General features: G+C 35.0%; 19 protein-coding genes and 1 tRNA gene. 3 read left to right on the top strand and 17 right to left on the bottom strand.

Annotated features, from left to right (window positions below; genetic code table 11):
- Positions 1 to 852 (bottom strand): 23S rRNA (uracil(1939)-C(5))-methyltransferase RlmD (gene rlmD, locus H964_RS03605; RefSeq protein WP_039764690.1); only part of this gene is annotated, 852 nt, incomplete at its 3' end.
- A 162-nt stretch (positions 853 to 1,014) separates the two neighbouring features.
- Between rlmD and H964_RS03600 the strand changes: the two genes are divergently transcribed.
- Positions 1,015 to 2,280 carry a hypothetical protein gene (locus tag H964_RS03600; RefSeq protein WP_039764688.1) on the top strand — a complete coding sequence of 422 codons (1,266 nt, stop codon included), beginning with the start codon at positions 1,015 to 1,017 and terminating at the stop codon, positions 2,278 to 2,280.
- Between the two features lie 59 nt (positions 2,281 to 2,339).
- On the opposite strand, the gene H964_RS03595 is transcribed toward H964_RS03600, so the two are convergent.
- The 7 genes from H964_RS03595 to H964_RS03565 all read right to left on the bottom strand — a co-directional run bounded on the left by H964_RS03595 (position 2,340) and on the right by H964_RS03565 (position 6,534).
- Entirely contained in the window at positions 2,340 to 2,756 is a 417-nt protein-coding gene (locus tag H964_RS03595; RefSeq protein ID WP_039764694.1) for a bacteriohemerythrin, read from the bottom strand.
- Positions 2,757 to 2,961: 205 nt separating this feature from the next.
- Positions 2,962 to 3,049: transfer RNA gene (locus H964_RS03590), tRNA-Leu, on the bottom strand.
- A gap of 57 nt (positions 3,050 to 3,106) precedes the next feature.
- Complete coding sequence (locus H964_RS03585; protein ID WP_011916051.1) at positions 3,107 to 3,880, bottom strand: SigB/SigF/SigG family RNA polymerase sigma factor; 774 nt, start codon at positions 3,878 to 3,880, stop codon at positions 3,107 to 3,109.
- Between the two features lie 4 nt (positions 3,881 to 3,884).
- Positions 3,885 to 4,241: an anti-sigma regulatory factor gene (locus H964_RS03580; RefSeq protein WP_011916050.1), complete on the bottom strand. Its 357-nt coding sequence runs from the start codon at positions 4,239 to 4,241 to the stop codon at positions 3,885 to 3,887.
- A gap of 17 nt (positions 4,242 to 4,258) precedes the next feature.
- Positions 4,259 to 4,567 (bottom strand): STAS domain-containing protein, encoded by a 309-nt coding sequence (locus tag H964_RS03575; RefSeq protein WP_039764685.1) that lies wholly within the window; start codon positions 4,565 to 4,567, stop codon positions 4,259 to 4,261.
- 52 nt (positions 4,568 to 4,619) lie between these two features.
- Positions 4,620 to 5,999, bottom strand: a complete 1,380-nt coding sequence (locus tag H964_RS03570) for a hypothetical protein (RefSeq protein ID WP_039764682.1) — start codon at positions 5,997 to 5,999, stop codon at positions 4,620 to 4,622.
- The gene (locus tag H964_RS03565; protein ID WP_011916047.1) at positions 5,992 to 6,534 is read right to left on the bottom strand and encodes a sigma-70 family RNA polymerase sigma factor; all 543 of its coding nucleotides are present in this window, start codon (positions 6,532 to 6,534) and stop codon (positions 5,992 to 5,994) included. Before H964_RS03565 ends, H964_RS03570 begins: the two co-directional genes overlap by 8 nt.
- A gap of 9 nt (positions 6,535 to 6,543) precedes the next feature.
- Here H964_RS03565 and H964_RS03560 point away from each other — a divergent pair, with 9 nt between their 5' ends.
- The gene (locus tag H964_RS03560; RefSeq protein ID WP_272943675.1) at positions 6,544 to 7,329 is read left to right on the top strand and encodes a manganese efflux pump; all 786 of its coding nucleotides are present in this window, start codon (positions 6,544 to 6,546) and stop codon (positions 7,327 to 7,329) included.
- 75 nt (positions 7,330 to 7,404) lie between these two features.
- On the opposite strand, the gene pepV is transcribed toward H964_RS03560, so the two are convergent.
- From pepV to H964_RS03515, 9 genes are all read right to left on the bottom strand, one after another.
- Positions 7,405 to 8,799 carry a dipeptidase PepV gene (pepV, locus tag H964_RS03555; RefSeq protein WP_039764678.1) on the bottom strand — a complete coding sequence of 465 codons (1,395 nt, stop codon included), beginning with the start codon at positions 8,797 to 8,799 and terminating at the stop codon, positions 7,405 to 7,407.
- Positions 8,800 to 8,802: 3 nt separating this feature from the next.
- Entirely contained in the window at positions 8,803 to 9,513 is a 711-nt protein-coding gene (locus tag H964_RS03550) for an N-acetylmuramoyl-L-alanine amidase (RefSeq protein WP_039764676.1), read from the bottom strand.
- Between the two features lie 61 nt (positions 9,514 to 9,574).
- Positions 9,575 to 10,279, bottom strand: coding sequence for a TVP38/TMEM64 family protein (locus H964_RS03545; protein WP_039764675.1), 705 nt, complete (start codon positions 10,277 to 10,279; stop codon positions 9,575 to 9,577).
- Between the two features lie 18 nt (positions 10,280 to 10,297).
- Positions 10,298 to 12,085 carry an ASKHA domain-containing protein gene (locus tag H964_RS03540; protein WP_039764674.1) on the bottom strand — a complete coding sequence of 596 codons (1,788 nt, stop codon included), beginning with the start codon at positions 12,083 to 12,085 and terminating at the stop codon, positions 10,298 to 10,300.
- A gap of 1 nt (position 12,086) precedes the next feature.
- Positions 12,087 to 13,208, bottom strand: a complete 1,122-nt coding sequence (gene ytvI, locus H964_RS03535; RefSeq protein ID WP_039764673.1) for a sporulation integral membrane protein YtvI — start codon at positions 13,206 to 13,208, stop codon at positions 12,087 to 12,089.
- Between the two features lie 3 nt (positions 13,209 to 13,211).
- Positions 13,212 to 14,432: a DUF3656 domain-containing protein gene (locus H964_RS12805; protein WP_039764671.1), complete on the bottom strand. Its 1,221-nt coding sequence runs from the start codon at positions 14,430 to 14,432 to the stop codon at positions 13,212 to 13,214.
- Positions 14,419 to 15,516: a peptidase U32 family protein gene (locus H964_RS12800; protein ID WP_237738181.1), complete on the bottom strand. Its 1,098-nt coding sequence runs from the start codon at positions 15,514 to 15,516 to the stop codon at positions 14,419 to 14,421. Before H964_RS12800 ends, H964_RS12805 begins: the two co-directional genes overlap by 14 nt.
- A gap of 11 nt (positions 15,517 to 15,527) precedes the next feature.
- Positions 15,528 to 16,415: an alkaline phosphatase family protein gene (locus H964_RS03520; RefSeq protein ID WP_039764669.1), complete on the bottom strand. Its 888-nt coding sequence runs from the start codon at positions 16,413 to 16,415 to the stop codon at positions 15,528 to 15,530.
- Positions 16,402 to 16,875 carry a cell division protein ZapA gene (locus H964_RS03515; protein ID WP_039764666.1) on the bottom strand — a complete coding sequence of 158 codons (474 nt, stop codon included), beginning with the start codon at positions 16,873 to 16,875 and terminating at the stop codon, positions 16,402 to 16,404. The genes H964_RS03520 and H964_RS03515 overlap by 14 nt, the downstream gene beginning before the upstream one ends.
- 166 nt (positions 16,876 to 17,041) lie before the next feature.
- Between H964_RS03515 and H964_RS03510 the strand changes: the two genes are divergently transcribed.
- On the top strand, positions 17,042 to 17,998 hold a 957-nt coding region (locus H964_RS03510; RefSeq protein ID WP_039764664.1), incomplete at its 3' end, for an aldo/keto reductase.

The following is a 17,998-nucleotide window of genomic DNA, read 5'->3' as shown; positions in this document are numbered from 1 at the left end:
AGAATTTACCTGAAAAAATGATTTTGGAGAAATTTCAAATGTTAAATTCCCTATCCTGTCTTTTATTGTGCTACTACCCCAAATCAATATATCTTCATCACCCAGTATTACATTTGTCCTTTTAGGATTCAAGTTTAAATAAAGTGATTTAATTTTTGAAAAATTGTTTAAAATGTCTTTTTTTATGGTCTCTAAATTCTCTGGTACTCTTGTACAAACAAGAATGATCATCATCTCATCAAATGCAAATGAATTTCTAACAACAATGTGCCTCAAAACACCTTTATGCTTTTTTTCGTCATAAACCTCTATCTTGTGTTTTTGTATTAGATCTTTCATACCTTTTATCACATCATCGCAAAATTCATGCTGAATAAGACAGTAATCTATATCAACAATATCATGTGTCATCTTTCTATAAAATCCTATCTGGGGTTTTTTATAATCCCCTCCAACCGGTAGTGCAGTCTTGTTTCTGTATCTAAATGGGTTTTCCATTCCAATAACATCATTTATTCTGGGGCTGAGTTTCCCTATTCGCCTAAAAGCATCTTCAACAAGAAGTTTTTTCAATTTTAGCTGATGCTGATATTTTGCATGCATTAAATGACAACCACCACATAAGTAGTAATAAGGACATTCTGGCTCTTTTCTATATGGGCTTTTTTCCAAAATTTCAACTAAGTTTGCTTTGGCATACTCTTTTTTGACCTCTTCGATTTTAATCTTTACAACCTCATCAATAAGAACATTGTCAACAAACACTACAAATCCATCAATTCTTGCAATGCCCTGTGCCTGGTGATTTAGTGTGTCAATCTTGACAATATACTCTTGTGATTTTTTTATCACATCTTTTCCCCCTGCTACTTCTTTGTTTTTACGCTTTAATATTTTACACCATTTTTTAATAGCAAGAAAATAATAATTTCATAAAGTCTTTGAGAAAATATATATTGAAAATCCAAAAGTTACTGTTCATCCTACATTCAATCAAAAGGAGGTCTTAAAAAATTGTTCAATCCGTTTGAAGAAAAGCCAAAGCCGATTGAAAATTTTCTCATGGACTGGAAAACAATATATCCCAAGTCGTACTGCAAAAATGAAGTTGACCCTTACACAAAGACAAGAATAATCCTCATGAACGGGATTGAAGCTGAAGCCTCGATGTTTTCTCACCAGTTCCATCGTCACTGCACTGACAATCAAACAAGGCAAGACTTAGCAATGATGAGAAGAATTGAGCAGATGCAACAAAAGCAAATCAACTGGTTAAAGCCAATTGATGAGACACCCCTTGAAACTACAATTGGATACGAACACGTTGCTGTAGACCTTACCGCCTGGCTTGCTCAAAATGAGCCTGACCCTTATGTAAAACAAACACTTGATTTTATTCTGCTTGAGGATTTTGACCATCTTTACCGTTATGCAAATCTTCTTGACATGGATTCAAACATCCAAGCAAACAATTTGGTAAAAAACTATGTCGAAATCATCCCAGGTCGGCCGACAATTGCCCATCACCGACACCCTTATGACACTGTCAGCAGATATGTTGATTTCAAAAAAGCAGATATTAGAACAAAGCTAAACATCTTCATTATAACAGCCGGTGAGCAGCAGACAATGAATTTTTACAACAACATTGGTAACACTTATTACAACCATCTTGGAAGGCAACTCTACTTAGAAATAGCTTTGGTAGAAGAAGAACATGTAACACAATACGGTTCACTGATTGACCCGAGACTCACATGGTTCGAAAGTCTTCTTTTGCATGAATACACAGAATGCTATCTGTATTACTCATTCTATGAATCTGAGGTTGACTCAAATGTAAAATCTATCTGGGAGATGCACCTTAATGCTGAAATTGCCCATCTTCACAAAGCTGCAGAACTTTTGCAAAAACATGAGAATAAATCTTGGGGCGAGGTCATCCCTGGCGGACAGTTCCCAAATCTTTTGCTGTTCCATGACACGCGTGAATATGTACGCAAAGTTCTTTCACAGATGGTTGAAATCACAGCTGACAAAGAGGATTTAAAAAATGTAAATGATCTACCAGAAAATCATACGTTTTTCTGGTTCCAGAATAAAGTGAACCATGATATAAATTCCGTTGCAAGCCATGTGGTGATTGATAAGCACAACACTTTAAAAGGCGAAGATTACAGAGTTGAATTGGCGCCACACCCAGTTGAAAGCTTGAGAAATAGAAAAGAAGATAATACTTCAATTGGCAGGTCAAAACAGAAAAAAGTTGTTAGTATATAAACAAAAAAGCTGTCTACCCTTGCGGTGGACAGCTTTTTGCAATATCCGAAATCTATCATCTACTTTGTTTGCATCTTTTCTTTCAAAAACGCTCCAAGTTTTCTATCTGTTCCAAGGATATGATTTTTGAGCCAGTCAACAACAAGTCTGTTTGTCTTTATAACTGCCGCAACTCCTGCTCCTTCTTTCTCTATCTCCTCTCGAAACTTTTTGTAGGTTTCAACAAAGTTGTCATGTTCATTTTTGTGAGCAGTATAGTGGGGGTATAAATACTCTTTCATGTACTTTTCTTCTGTGGAGAAATGAAATACTACATAATCACCTAAAAAATCTAAAACCTCTGGCAACACCTTCTTCCCTTCCCCTTGAGAACAAGCATCTAAGAGCTTATTTATCCTTGCAAACAGCTCTTTGTGCTGATTGTCTATTGACTCAACTCCTACAGAGTACTGGTCAAGCCATTCAATTTGCGGCATTTTTTCACTCCTTTCCACTTCAAATGATTTTTCAAAATAATTTATACCCTTTTGATTAGTACTCTTAACATATCTTCTTAATAATCTTTTTTTCCTTGCTTTGCTCAATATTTTGCACAATTATTATTAACTTTAAAAAAGCAAAAATAAAAACCCCTTTTCAAACCTTTTCAGGTTTAAAAAGGTGATTATCTGCGAGCACTTTTGGTGCCGAAGGCGGGAGTCGAACCCGCACGGCCTCAGCGGCCACCGGATTTTGAGTCCGGCGCGTCTGCCAGTTCCACCACTTCGGCACACATTCATATTTAAATTTACAAACAAGAATAGTATAGCACAAAAATTTTGGGTTGTCAAATAGGTGCCTTTGTCTCATCAATTAAGTCTTTTAGTTTCTTTAAAACCTTCTTTTCAAGCCTTGAAATGTACATCTGCGATACCTTCATCTCGTCAGCAATCTCTCTTTGTGTCTTTTCCTCAAAAAAGCGCTTTTGAACAAATTCTCTTTCCAAAGGACTTAATTTGTCTATTGCTTTTTTTACTGTTTCAGTGTTCTCTATCTGAACAAGGTTTTCATCACTCTTTCCAAGAACATCTCCCAAGGTCATCTCTTCATCCTCGTACATTGTCTGGTCAAGTGACTGTGGAAGATAGTTGTTCGATGCTTCCATTACTTCTAAGACTTCTTCAGGTGTAATGCCTATATACTGAGCTATCTCTTCTATCTTTGGTGGCTGCTTTAGCTTTGCTGAAAGTATCTCAGTGGCAAGTTTTATTTTAGCTGATGTCTCATAAATCCTTCTCGGAAGCCTGATTAATGATGCTCTGTCTCTGAAATAGCGCTTAATTTCACCCATAATTGTAGGAGTTGCAAAACTTGTAAATTTATAACCTTTGTTGGGTTCAAACCTCTCAACTGCATTTATTAGCGCCATACATGCAACCTGATATAAATCATCATACTCTATTCCCCTGTTTATAAACTTTTTGGCAACAATTTCAGCTATATACAAATGCCTGTTGACAAGCTCATTTCTCAGGTTTATATCTTTTGTCTTTCGATACTCTTCGAAGAGTTTATCTATTTCAGCAACATCAAGATTTATAGTCTTTTTCTCATCAACCATCAAATCAGACCCCTTGACGATATTTTTTAAGTCTTACCCTATACTTGTCTTGTAATTTTTCAAACTCTACATCATCAATAAGTGTTTTTAGAATTACTTCTGCCAGTTCATTTTCGTTTATCTCATTTGTTGGCATATCTATATTAATCCCTAAGAAACTCCTGTCAACCTCAAATTTGATAGAAATTGAATCCGATATCTTTTCAATGTCAAATAGATTGAATACTTCTGAGATTGCCATTTTCAAATCCTCAATTGTTTCAAAATCAAATCCGCAGCGAGCTGCAATACCAGACAAAGTAAGCCTCACTACCATAATATACTCAGCTTTGGATGGAATTTTTAACATAATTTCGTGCATACTTTACAAAATCCTCCTCATTCGATTCTGAATACCTTATCAAGTCCTGTTATTGTAAATACCTTTTTCATATTGGGTCTCAGGTTTTTTAAAACTATGTTAGTACCCCTTTGTTTTGATTTTTTGAGTGCACCAACAAACACCCCAAGACCTGTTGAGTCAATGTAACTAACCTCGTTCATGTCAACAATAACATCTGAAGAGGATGTGTCTATCAATGTGTAAAGCTTGTCCTTCAAAGTAGGTGATGAAAATATGTCAAGCTCTCCTTTAAGCTCAATTACAATGCCATTTTCAGAAACCTTCTCTTTCAAATCAAGGTTCATAACTAAAACCTCCGTAAACATTTTTGTATATCTTATTATATCATTTTAAACTCTACTTTTCCAACCAATATATTTTGTTTTTATCAATATACATATAAACCGGAACATAAACATTCCCTTGTTTTTTATAGACAACTTTTATCCTTGAAATATCTATATCTTCGATATTATATCTTTTCTTATACTCTACAACAGCAGTTTGTATGTCATAAATCTCCACTTTTTGAAGGGGTGAAAACTTCTTAAGATAGATTTTTCCTTTTTTTACTTTTCCAAATCTATCAAACTCAATATAACCTTGAGAGTCATACAATTCATAGCCTTGGATATAGAATATTATATTTGCTCTGTATACATCGTTTTGGCTTGTCACAAAAATTTTATAATCTTCAAGGCCAAGTTTATCTAATATACTCTTAGCTTCTTTATAAACCTTCTCTTCTACGCTTTCTTGCACATCTGCCATAAGTTTAAAATCTTCTTTAGCGAGAACTTCAAAATAGCAATAATCCTGGTAAACGCTTACGTAGACTGAATTTGGTACATTCTCTGCAAAAAAGCTTTTGTAAACCTCACCACCGATAATGTCACTGACGGCTATAATAATGTCATCTTCTTTCAAGTTCATATTCTCTTCTTTTAGAACATAGACTGAAGTAAATACACTTTTAACTGAATTAATATTTCCATTTTTCTTGTTTATTACAACTTTTTGTTCTGTCTTTTTGTTGCTTGTTCCTCCATTCGATGGCAAAGTCGGAATTGTGGCTGTGCTACTTTTAGATGTCTTGTTGTCATTTCTATTACTATAATTTTCTGCCATTTTACTGTTTGCCTGTGAATTTGCTTTAACTCTTGTACTCTGATTTTCCAAACTCTTACTTTTTGACACCTGTTTGGTCTTCATATTCAGCTTAGATTTTGCGTTTATCTTATCAGTTGCAGACCTCTTTTCTTCCTGTTTTTGGGAAAGTTGCTTTTGGGTGCTTGCCTTTTTCTCAACTATCTTCTTACTACCCTCTTGCGAACTTACTGAAAGATTTTTCTCCTCTTGATTCTGGTTTGAAGTTTTGTCTTCTTGCAAAACTGCTTCACTTTTCGTACCTTCTTTTTGCTTCACTGATACACTGTACTGCTCTTGAATTTTGGACTCTTCGTTCAGGTCTAAGTTCAGTGCTTGTTCTATCTCATTTCTCATAAAAGAGCTGTTTGGAACTCTAAAATTTCCCATATTCAGCTTAAAACTTAGAAAAAGAATAATGCTTAGAACAAGGCATGCAGCAACAGCTGTTGAAACCTTGAGATAAAACCTACTTTTTTTTCTTTTGTCATACTCTTTAAGAAGCATACTTTTAAGCTCTTCTTTAAACTCTTTTCTGTACTCTACTTTGAACGCCTCTTCAAACAAGTTATCAAGCTTTTCATCATTCACTTTCATGCACCTCTTTTAAAAGCATTTCCTTTAAAGAATGGATGGCCCTGAAAAGCAATGCTCTTATCGCAACATCTGATTTATTTTTCATCTTTGCTATCTCATTTAGTTTCATATTCGCACCATATCGTAAAATTACCACCTCTTGTTGGTCTTTTGTAAGTTTTGAGAGTGCCTTTTTTAAGGTGTCTTTTTCTATCTTATCAAAAACCTCATCTTCAGGAGTTTTTATACTTGAGTGGTTTGCTATTTTCTCTATGTCTACATATTCTTTTTTAGCTCTGTAGTAATCATTCACAACATTTTGAGCAATCTTGAATATCCATGCTGAAAAAGAATGGTTTTCTTTATACTCGAACTTGTCTAACGACTTTAAAACCTTCATAAAGGTCTCACTGGTCAAATCTTCTGTAAGTTGATGATTGAATGTTTTGTAGTATATGTAAGTGTATATCTTGTCAAAATAGATCTCATATAACTTTTCAAAATATCTCTTGTCTTTCTTTGCTCTTTCAACTAATTCTCTCTCATCCATTTTCTACAAGTGAACCTCTCTTTGTCACTTAGTTTTATCACACACCTAAAATTTTACTATAACTATTATAACGAAGAAAGTAGAATTTCGTTTCAATGTCAAAAAAGACTGAATATTCGTATAATAATAAAGACCTTTATAAAACCTCAAAGAAGCAATCTAAAAATGACCTTTTTTCAAATTTTGACTGCAGCTATTACTCTTAACCTTGATGCACTTTTCTTCGGAATTGCATTTGGCACAAAAGGTATCAAAATTTTGTTTAAGTCCAAAATTGTTATATTTTGCATATCACTTTTAGTGTCAATGCTTTCATTTTTAATCGGAAGGCATTTTGGAAAATATCTTAGCATCCAGGTTTCAAACCATTTAGGATCAGCTTTTATGATTATGATTGGAATATTTTTGATTATAAGGACATTTTTTGAAAGAGATAGAGAAGATGTTTCCAAGACACTTGTTAATTTTTCATTAAAATCACTCGGACTTACTATTAAAATTATTAAAGAACCTCAAGCATCAGATATAGATCAATCTGGTTTTATTGAACCGGTTGAAGCACTGTTTGTATCGCTTGCTCTTTCTTTTGACAGTCTTTCAGCCTCATTTTCGCTTGGACTTAGTAACTTAGCAAATATATACGAAATACTCTTGATTCCAATTGTACAGTTTATTGCTATATCAGTTGGTAATGTATTAGCACACAGTCTAAAATACCTGAAAAAATTTGGGTTTGCAAACTACATTCCAGGAATCGTGCTGATTTCCCTTGGTGTTTACAATCTTCTCTTCTAAAAAAATACAAAAAAGAGAGGCTAAAAGCAGCTTTTAAAACAGCAACTTAAATTAGCCTCTCTCTTGCCCACATGCCTATTCTTTTTTGGCTAACCTGTAGATTGCGTTTGCGTAAATCTTTGCACACATCAAAAGCCTTTCTATATTGATATACTCATCCTTTTGATGTGCAACCTCTTCATCTCCCGGCATGTTAGGTCCAAACGCAACCACATTTCTTGCCCACCTTGCATACGTGCCACCACCGATTACAAGCGGCTCGCTATCGTCACCTGTAAACTCTTTATACACATCAAGCAATGTCTTAATCAAAAAGTGATCCCTTTCAAAGTAAAGTGGTGGCATGTCTGTAATTAGTTTGTAATCAATCTCGTATTCCTTAATTATATTTTTGATTTCTCTCTCAATATCTTCATATTTTGTATCAACTGGATATCGAATGTTAATTGTAAGGACAATTTTATCATCCACTTTTCTTACTATGCCAACGTTCAAAACAAGTTTTCCTGACTTTTGGTCCTCAAATCCAATGTTCAAATTCTTACCAAATACGTCATAGCCAATGTGTTTATTATAAAACTCAACAAATCTCTTAAACTCATCCTCTTTTTGGTAAAGATCTTGCAAAAGGTCAAACATATATGATATTGCATTTTCGCCTTTGAAAGGAAGGCTTCCGTGTGCAGAGACACCTTTTGTCTTTATTACAGCTATGCCATTTTCCTCATAGACCGTTGCTTTTTCCTCTAATCCCTTTTTTGAAATAATATCTCTTGCCCTTTGAGTGTCAAAATCCCCCTTGAAAAGGCACCTGTCAGGCACCATATTGGGCCTTTCTCCACCTTCAATAAAGAAATTGCCATCAACCTTTTTAGAAAGCTCAAACACCAAAAAACCTTTCTCGCCTTGAATTACTGGGAAATCAGCATCTGGTGTAAACCCAACTGTAGGATATTTTGCCTTTTTAAAGTAATACTGTAAACACTTTGAGCCACTCTCTTCATTTGTGCCAAATACAAACCGCAGACTTCTGTCAAGTGAGATTTTTCCCTCTTCAGCAAGCTTTTTAACAACATACATGCCATAAAGTGCCGCAATTGTTGGTCCTTTGTCATCGATTGCGCCGCGACCATAGATTTTACCGTCTTTTATCACACCTTCATACGGCGGCACACTCCAGCCATCGCCTTCTGGCACAACATCCAAATGCCCAATTACGCACATATCTTCACTATGTTCTCCAAACCTTGCCTCGAGTGCGTATCCATCAAAATTTTTTGTCTCAAACCCAAGTTTTTGACAAAGGTCTTTGCAAAAAACTAAGGCATCATTTACACCTTTTCCAAATGGCATGCCATCTTGAGCAGTACTTTCTACACTTTTTATCTTGATCAGTGCAACTGTTGAAGCAATAATATCTTCCTTGAGATTTTCAATTTCCTCATTTATAAGTTTTCTAACATTTTCCATTCTCTACATCTCCTTTGTACTGAGGTAATTTAAAACTCCTTTTAATATAGAATAAGAAAGCCAATCTTGATACTCTTTTGTCTGTAAAAGAGAAAGTTCCATCTTGTTTGACATAAACCCACATTCAACCAGTATAGCAGGAATTTTTAAATTTCTGAGTATATACACGTCAATTGACTTTGGTAAGCGTTTGTTTATCATCCCGTTTGGCATGTATTTTAGCTCACTTTGGACAAAAGAAGCAACTTTTTTCCCTTCCTCATTAGAGTTTTCATAAAAAACTTGAGCACCAAAGTACTTGCCAACCGGAAAGCTATTTAGATGAATTGAGATAAAAATTTCTGGGTCATTCTTTAAAATAATTTGTTTCCTTTTTATCAAGTCATGTACTTTTCTGTCATCTTCGCTCAAGTCATCCTCAGTATATCTCGTAAGAATGGGTTTAAACCCAAACATCTCAAAGTACTCTTTTAACCTTATTGCTATCTCAAGATTTATAGTTGACTCTTTTATATTGCCAGACATAGCTCCAGGGTCAAAGCCACCATGTCCAGGGTCTATTACTATTAAGTGTTTCGTTTTCTCCCTCTGGTTATTATTAAACACACTTAAAGTTTCAATATTCTCTTCAATTCTCAAAAATACTAAAGTAGTACCTGTTATGATAAACAAGAGAATTACAAAAAGCTCTATTTTTTTCCTTTTTACTCTCAAGCTCTTTAAAACCCGCCTCAAACAGCTTTTCATAGTTAAATTTTATGCCTGAATATATTTGTTATTCTTTTTCTTTTGGTTTGTCTTCTTCCCTTTCTTCTTGCAAAAACTCTCTTATATTCTTTGCAAATAGCACAGGTGTGAGAGATATAAGAACAACCAATACAACACTTAAGTAAAATCCTTTAGAAAAAGGCTTTAAAATGTTCTCGCCAAGGTAGGCATATAGAAAACATGCAGGAACTGTGCCAATTAGCGTTGCAAGAATAAAATCTCTGTATCTTATTTTAGAAAGACCGCATATGTAGTTTATAACATCGTAAGGTAGGATTGGCACAAGCCGCAAAAGAAGTATTATCAAAAATCCTTTTTGTGCAATCTTTCCGCCTAAATTTGAGAATTTTGTGTTTTGGAGCTTTTTTTGGACATAGTCTTTGCCAAAGTACCTTGCAAATACAAACCCAACCGTAGATGATAGTAGCGTCCCTACAATTAAAATTAGCGCACCCAAAAATGTCCCGAACGAAAGACCTGCTGCAAGCATAAAGATTCCTGCCGGGATGAAGATTATAAACGACTTTATAGAGTACAAAATCAAAAACACCAAAGGCGCCCATACTCCAAAGTGAGATATATACTGCTTTATATACCTCGGACTTAAAGTATGCTCCCTTTCTGCATATATCAAAGCAAATATTGATACTGCAATCATCAAAATAAACACCCAAAGCTTTATTCTATCCTTAATTTTAATCTCATCTGCCATTTTTCTTTCTTTCCCCTTTTAACCTTGCTCAAATACCATGCACTCAACAAATAGCTCATTAAATTCAGGAAAGCTCGATAGCTCAATGTATCTTACCCTATTTTTAATCTCTTCAAACTCTTCTTCCAACTTGCTGCTCAAAAGTGCCAAGATAGCACCATTTCCGGCAGTGTTCCCGGCAGATCTTATTTTATCCTTTAGCCTCTGTGGAATCAATCCTATTCTGACAGCTGCCCATGGATTGATGTAATTCCCAAATCCACCTGCCAGAAATACATTCTCAATGTCATCTTCTGAAATACCCGATTGTTTTAGCATTGCCCTAATCCCTGCACAGATTGCAGCCTTTGCAAGCTGAATCTCTCGTATGTCCTTCTGTGTAATGTAAATAGAATCAGTTATGAAAAAGGCCATTTGACCATTTATCTGCTCGAAATTGTGCTTGTACCTTTCTTTAGCATCTTCACAAAACCTTCCTGTCTCATCTATGATACCTTCTTCGAGCATGTAAGCAACAGCCAAAACTATCCCAGACCCACAAATTCCTTTTGGCTGGCCATTTTCTATTGTTGTAAATTCAACCTTTCCATCTTTGATTTTGATACTATCAATTGCACCGCTTGACGCGTTCATTCCACATGCTATATTCACACCTTCAAAAGCTGGCCCTGCCGCAGCTGATGCCGCAATCATAAATTGCTTGTTTCCCAAAACCATCTCGCCATTTGTTCCAAGGTCTAAAAGAAGGCATATCTTCTCGCTCTTGTGCATCTTTGTTGATAGTATACCAGCAACTATGTCTGCACCAACATATGCTGATACACTATCAAGTACTTTTACAACAGCATTCTTGTTTATCTCAAGTTCCAAATCTTGCGCTCTTGCTTCTATTTTATCAGCAAAAACTGGAACAAAAGGCGAGGTTGCAATAGTTAGTGGGTCAATACCTAAAAGAAAATGTAGCATCGTAGGATTTCCAACAAAAACAGCTTTATAAATCTCATTTTTAGAAATTGAAAGCCTACCAGTCAAAATCTCTATTGCTTCATTAATACATTTAATAATCTCTTTTTGAAGGACAAACACTCCATCTTCCTTTGCCTTTGCAAAGTCGATTCTGGATATTACATCTGCACCAAATTTCTTTTGTGGATTTACAAATGAGTAAAAATCGAGAACTTTGCCCTTTAAAAGATCAACAAGATAGCACACCACTGTGGTTGTTCCAATGTCAACCGCCAAGCCAAATGCATCCGAAGTTTGTTTTATTTCTATAACTTCACCGTTGTACAAGACTGCAAAAAATTCTTTATCTTTGTAATTTGTAAGCTTTCTCAAGGCAGAATTCGAAATTTTTAAATCTCCTATTTCAAGTGAAAACTTTAGTCTTGAAAAATAGCTTCTCTGATCCTCTAATGTGGGCTTTTCTAAAACCACTTTCTTTATAATTATATCACTTTTTACTTCAAACTCATTCGTGTAAAGATCAGAAAGTATCTTTGCGCCTATCTTTGAATGAGGCAAAAAAACTTCAAGACTTTCAAAAACTTTAAGGTTACAACAAAGCCTTATTCCTTTTTGAAGTTCATCTGAAGTCAGAAGCCTCTTTTCCTCTTTGGTTATATTTTCTAAATAAGGCTTCCCGTCTTTTTTCACCGCTACCTTGCACTTTCCACAAATTCCTTTACCACCGCAAGGTGCTTCAACATACAACGAATTTTCAGCTAAAATATCCAAAAGCGATGAACCTTCTTTTGCATCTATTTGCAGTACTTCCTTACCAGTGTACACAGTAATTTTAGGCATTTTAAGCTTGTTCACTCCTCTTTTGCAAAAACAGATTCTCCCTTATTTTTTTGATTGCCCCTGTTTCAAAGATTGCCTTCAAAAACACAACCAAAAGAGGACCGATTATAAACCCCCAAGCACCAAAAATCTCAACACCTGCATAGATAGAAACAAGAGTTGTAAATGTTGAAATACCCACCTGGGATGCAACAATCTTAATTGATGCAAACTCTCGAAGAGCCAAGATTATGAGATATACAATTAAAAGTTTTATACCAAAACTTGTGTTGCCAGCGATGAAACTGCCTATTATCCATGGTAAAAGAATTATACCTGAACCAATTATTGGAATAATGCTCAAAAGTCCCAAAAGAAGGCTTATTACTAAAAAATAGGGTGCTTTTATTATAGAAAGACCAATAAGTCCTGACAAAAACATCAAAATTGCTAAGATTATCTGAGACTTTGCATAATCAACAACAGAGTCAATTACCCTAAAAGCGACGCTTGACATTTCTTTGTAAACTTGAGCTGAAAAGTTCTGAATAAGCCATGCCCGCATTTTGTGCCTATCTCGCATAAAGAAAAAGCTTGACAGCACAGAGAAAAACCAAATTGTAATTCCCTTTAAAGTTGCAGGTATGACATTTATAACCTTGAGACTCATTGTAGCTACCTGGTTTAGAATACTCGTAATCTCGTTTACACCTGACTGAATAAAACTCACAATTGGCCGTGGAAGATCGGTGTAAATGCTTTTTACGCTTGAAAATAAATGATTTAAAGTAGCATAAATCTTGTCATAGTCAATGTTTTGCAAGTTAGAAACAAGCCCTAAGCATTCGTTTACAAGTATATATATCCCCTCTGCCAGCATAAATGCTAATAATACATTCAAAATTACTAGTATCAATATGGCAGAAACTGTTCTGTTTATCCCTCTTTTTTCGAGGTATTTTAGAACTGGCTCAAATACTGTTGCGATAAAGAGCCCGATTAGCACAGGTATAAACGCCTTTAAAATAAACCTTATAAAAAGGTCAAATGCTTTTATTAAGTATGCACATGAAAATATAAACGCTGCAAACAGGACAATATAAATCATTGCAACTACAAACTTGTTTTTAGTAAGCTCCCTCATCTTTTAATAATACCCCTTTGTAAGTTTAAGTTTTGCAACTTTGCCATCAAAATATTTTTCAAAAACCATGGCAATTTCGCTATCACTACAAGCTGTAAAATCAAATCTTATGACATCTGCTGGTACCTCTTTGTCGTCAATATAAAGTGCTGCAGGGTTTAAAATTTCATTTTTCATAGTCTGCGTACTTACAAGCTCCAAAAGTTCTCCTTTCCTATCTTGCAGATATGAACCTTTTTCAAAAAACTTGAGCTTGTTTACCATAAGTGGAATCTTCCAGAATACCACAGTTTCAATCTCAAGATCATTTGGACTGTGTTCCCATATTCTTTCAATCTGCTGCTTTGAAAGTTCAACCGAAAGACAAAGTCTTTTTGCTCCAAGATTTCTTACCAAATCGGCTGCAAACGAATTTGTAACATTAAAGCTAAAGTCAAAACAAAGATCAAACTGGTCTTTTAAAAGCTCATATTGTCCAAGGTTTCTTATCAAAACCTTTTTAAATCCTTTCTCTCTCAGTGCCTTTAGATTTATCTTTTCAATGTCATTGTCATGGATAATCCTGTCAAAATATACAATATCATTGTCTGAAAATTTATGGTTAAAAATCAAGGTATATGGCACGTATATGTTAAAGTTTTCAATATTACGTGAGTGTAAAATTTCTTTTACTTTTTGGTACTGCGAAAATGAATCAATGACAAACGAGAATTTTTGGTGAGCTGTTTTCTTTTTGCTATTTTGATCTTTTTTTGAATGACATAGCATTTCAACTGGCTTTTGAACACTTCTTTTAAAAGAGCAAGTTATTGACCTTGACAGCTTCTCAATTAGTTCCTTTCGCAATAAATTCAAATCTGAAATCTTAACAAAAACATTATCATCAAGGTAAACCTTTAGCTCCCCCATATCGAATACTGTGTTGCCGAGCTTTGAAAAGCTATCCAAAACATTTTGGTATGTTGTTGGCTTTGATTTTGCCTCCTCTGGCACAGGCCCTGTTGCATGTGCTTCAAAAGACCCTGTCTTTGCAACAGCTTTTATATTTTCTCCTCTTTTTATTGTGACCTCAAAATCTACCTTCCTGAACTTTTTCTCCTTCTTTAAAATTTTGTCCACCTCATCTTCAAGTTGCTTACTTTTGACCAAGAAAACTTGACTATTTGAAGCATTTTTTAAAACCTTTTTTCTTGCAAAATCAATATCAACTTCAACCTTTACCATCCTGGTACTTTGAAATATTGTTGTTTATCTCAAACAAAACTTCTTCAAACTTTTCGCTTCTAAACGCAATTACATCACCATTTGTTAGGTCATAAGATGTTTTTATAAAAAGTTTGTTATCTTTAAAATAAAAGCTGCCAATCAAAAGCCCTGTGTTGTTTGGCGCTGATTTAAAAATAAGATTATCATAAGAAGGATTATCTAAATACCCTTTGCTAAAATTTCCTCTGTTGAAAACAAGAAAGAGTTTGTTTCTGTCCTCTTGGTTTATCTCAATCTTCCCTGTCTGATAGTACATATCTATATACTTTCTATAAATTGAGGTTACTGTGTACACATAATATTTATCCTTTAGCCTTCCTTCTATTTTGAAAGAGTCCACGCCGGCTTCAATAAGATTTGGAATATAGTCCAAAAGGCATATGTCTCTTGGTGACAAAAGATAACCTCTATCTACAATCTTTTTGTCTTTATTAAGAAGCTTATAATAAAGCCTACACGGCTGGGCGCACTGTCCTCTGTTGCCGCTTCTTTTGAAAAGTATACTTGAAAAAAGACACTGCCCTGAATACGAAATACAAAGTGCCCCGTGGACAAAAACTTCAACTTCTATTTCAGCACCTTTTTTGATGTTTTTTATCTCATTTATATTCAGTTCTCTTGCCAAAACAACTCTTTTTACCCCAAGTCTTGATAGCACTTTTGCACCGAGTAAGTTGTGAATTGTCATCTGGGTACTTGCATGAATAGGAAGGTCTGCAAACTCTTTTTTGATTATAGAAAGCAAGCCTAAATCTTGTACAATAACAGCGTCAATTCCCTCTTTATAGGCAATCTCTAAAAGCTTTAGTGCCCTGTCTATTTCCTCATCATAGATCAATGTATTTACGGCAAGATAAATCTTTTTCCCTCTTTCATGGCAGTAATCTATGGCCCTGATTAGTTCATCTTCTGAGAAGTTTTTTGCATACGCCCTTGCTGAAAACTCTTTTGCACCAATATACACACCATCTGCACCAGCCTGAATTGCTGAGATGAGCTCTTCAAACCCACCTGCAGGTGATAAAAGCTCTACTTTTTTCATGGCAACCTATGTCATCCCTCTTTTTCTGGTATTTCAAAATATCTTAAAATATACTCATAAACCTGTTCGATTGATGCAATGTCTTTAAAAATACCTTGTCCTTTACCGTATGCCAAAAATGGAACCGAGTTGTATGTGTGAGTTTTGACAGATAAATCTTCAATATTACCATGGTCAGAAGTAACAATTATGCACACATCAGCAGGAAGGTTCTCAATTATGCTGACCAAAAATTCATCCAATGTCTTTACAAGTTCTATTGCCTTTTCCATATCGCAAGAGTGACCTACGAGGTCTGTCTTAAAGTGCTCAAATAGTACAAAATGGCTCTTTTTCAAAACATTTAAAAGATTTTCTGCTGCTTTTTTGGGTGAAAAAAGCGGAACATCATAGCCACTTTGTATTAAGATCTCATTTGTAATATCGCAGTACACACCCTCACCCTTCAAAAGGTGGTCTAAGGTTTTTAACCTGACTTCTGATGTCAAGGCCATATAGCTTGTGACAGACATCTTAAAGTCTTTGTCATTTAATAGCTTTTGCAAATATTCGTCTCTGTAAACATTTGCAAAGTCAACTTTAAAGCCATTTTGTTTTAGAGTTTTGAATATATTCTTCTTATCGATGATTCTCTTGAGGCTTGGTGTAATCTGACCGTTTATGTGAAAACCAACCTCTTTCGCAGCGTTTATCCCTGAGTAAATTGTAACCTGGCCTGTTGCACTCTGGGGAAGGCCTGGGGTTTGCAATGTAGCATCTAAAAATCTCACAATTCCCTTTTCTAAAAATATGTCATATGATTTAGGATGATAATAAAAAAAGGGGTTGTGTGCTTTATTCTCCCCTTTTCCAACACCGTCTAAGAATATAAAAAGCAGCTTCATTTTATCTATCACCATCAAACGTATTTATAAAATCGTCAAGCTCTTTTTTAGTCTTCTCAAGTTCAAGCTTTGTGTTCTCAAGCTCTTGATTAAGACTTAGAATAATTTCATTTAGCTTTTCAATCTGTTCTGTTTGCTCAGCTATTTTTTCTTCCGCCTCTTTTAGCTTTTCTTTGTATTCCTCAATTTCTTTTTGATATTTCTCAGTATCATTTGATTGAGCAGATAGCTTTTCTTCGCAAACTTGAAGATGTTTAAAATACTCATCTGTAATCAAAAATGCTGTGAGCATAGCAGAAAGCGATGTACTAAGGTGCGGTTCATTTGCCACAACCTCAGACATCTTTTTGTTTATAAAATTTGCAATTTTCATTATGTACTCTTCATCTTCGTCAGTTTTTAGTACATAGTTCATCCCCGCAATCTTTACTTCTATTCGCTTTAAGTTATCATCTCTTCTGATATTCTCATCCATTCCCCATACATCCTTAAAAGCTTTATAAGTGTTGTTATCTATATTATAGTTTTTTTTCATATTCATTGCAATTGAGAATTTGGAAGCAAAGTAGATAATATTGCAATATTCATTTCATCAAGCTAAAATCAAATTATTAAAACATTCAAAAGGAGATTGAAAACATATGTATACTGCTGACCCAAACAGATACAATAATATGCTCTACATTCGCTGTGGAAAAAGCGGCTTAAAACTTCCTGCTATCTCACTTGGCTTTTGGCACAATTTTGGAGACAGTGACCCATTTGACAACATGCGAAGAATTGTTCAAAGAGCTTTTGATCTTGGAATAACATACTTTGACCTTGCAAACAACTACGGACCACCACCAGGTGCTGCTGAGGAAAATTTTGGCAGAATATTTAAGCTTGATTTAAAACCTTACAGAGATGAAATAATTGTTGCAACCAAAGCAGGCTACAAGATGTGGGATGGTCCATACGGAGATTGGGGCTCAAAAAAGTACCTTCTTGCAAGCTTAGACCAAAGCCTTAAACGAATGAACCTTGACTATGTCGATATTTTCTATTCGCACAGACCAGACCCAGAAACACCAATTGAAGAGACAATGGAAGCTTTGTATCAGGCAGTGCACAGCGGAAAAGCTTTGTACGCTGGTATATCAAATTACAATTCCGAACAAACTAAAATAGCATATTCAGCTGCAAAACAAATGGGGCTAAGGCTAATAGTAAATCAAGTTCGATACAATATGTTTGCAAGAGATGTTGAAAATGGTCTTTTTGATACATTAAATGAGCTTGGTATGGGAACTGTGATATATTCTCCTCTTGCCCAGGGGCTTCTGACAGATCGTTATTTGGATGGAATCCCTGAAGACTCAAGAGTAAGAAAATCAGGAGTATTCTTAAAAGAAAGTGATATAACACCTGAGAGAATTGAAAAAGTTAAAAAGTTATCTGAGATTGCAAAAAGGCGTGGTCAGACAGTTTCACAGCTTGCACTTTCGTGGATTTTGCGAAACAAAGTTGTAGCATCAGTCATTGTTGGTGCAAGCAAGGTATCTCAGATTGAAGATAATGTGGGATGTATTAATAATCTTGAGTTTTCAGAAGAAGAA

This window comes from Caldicellulosiruptor sp. F32, from assembly GCF_000404025.1.
GTDB lineage: Bacteria > Bacillota > Thermoanaerobacteria > Caldicellulosiruptorales > Caldicellulosiruptoraceae > Caldicellulosiruptor > Caldicellulosiruptor saccharolyticus.
Note: the sequence above shows the minus strand (reverse complement) of the source record. Positions and strands in the feature narration are given on the sequence as shown.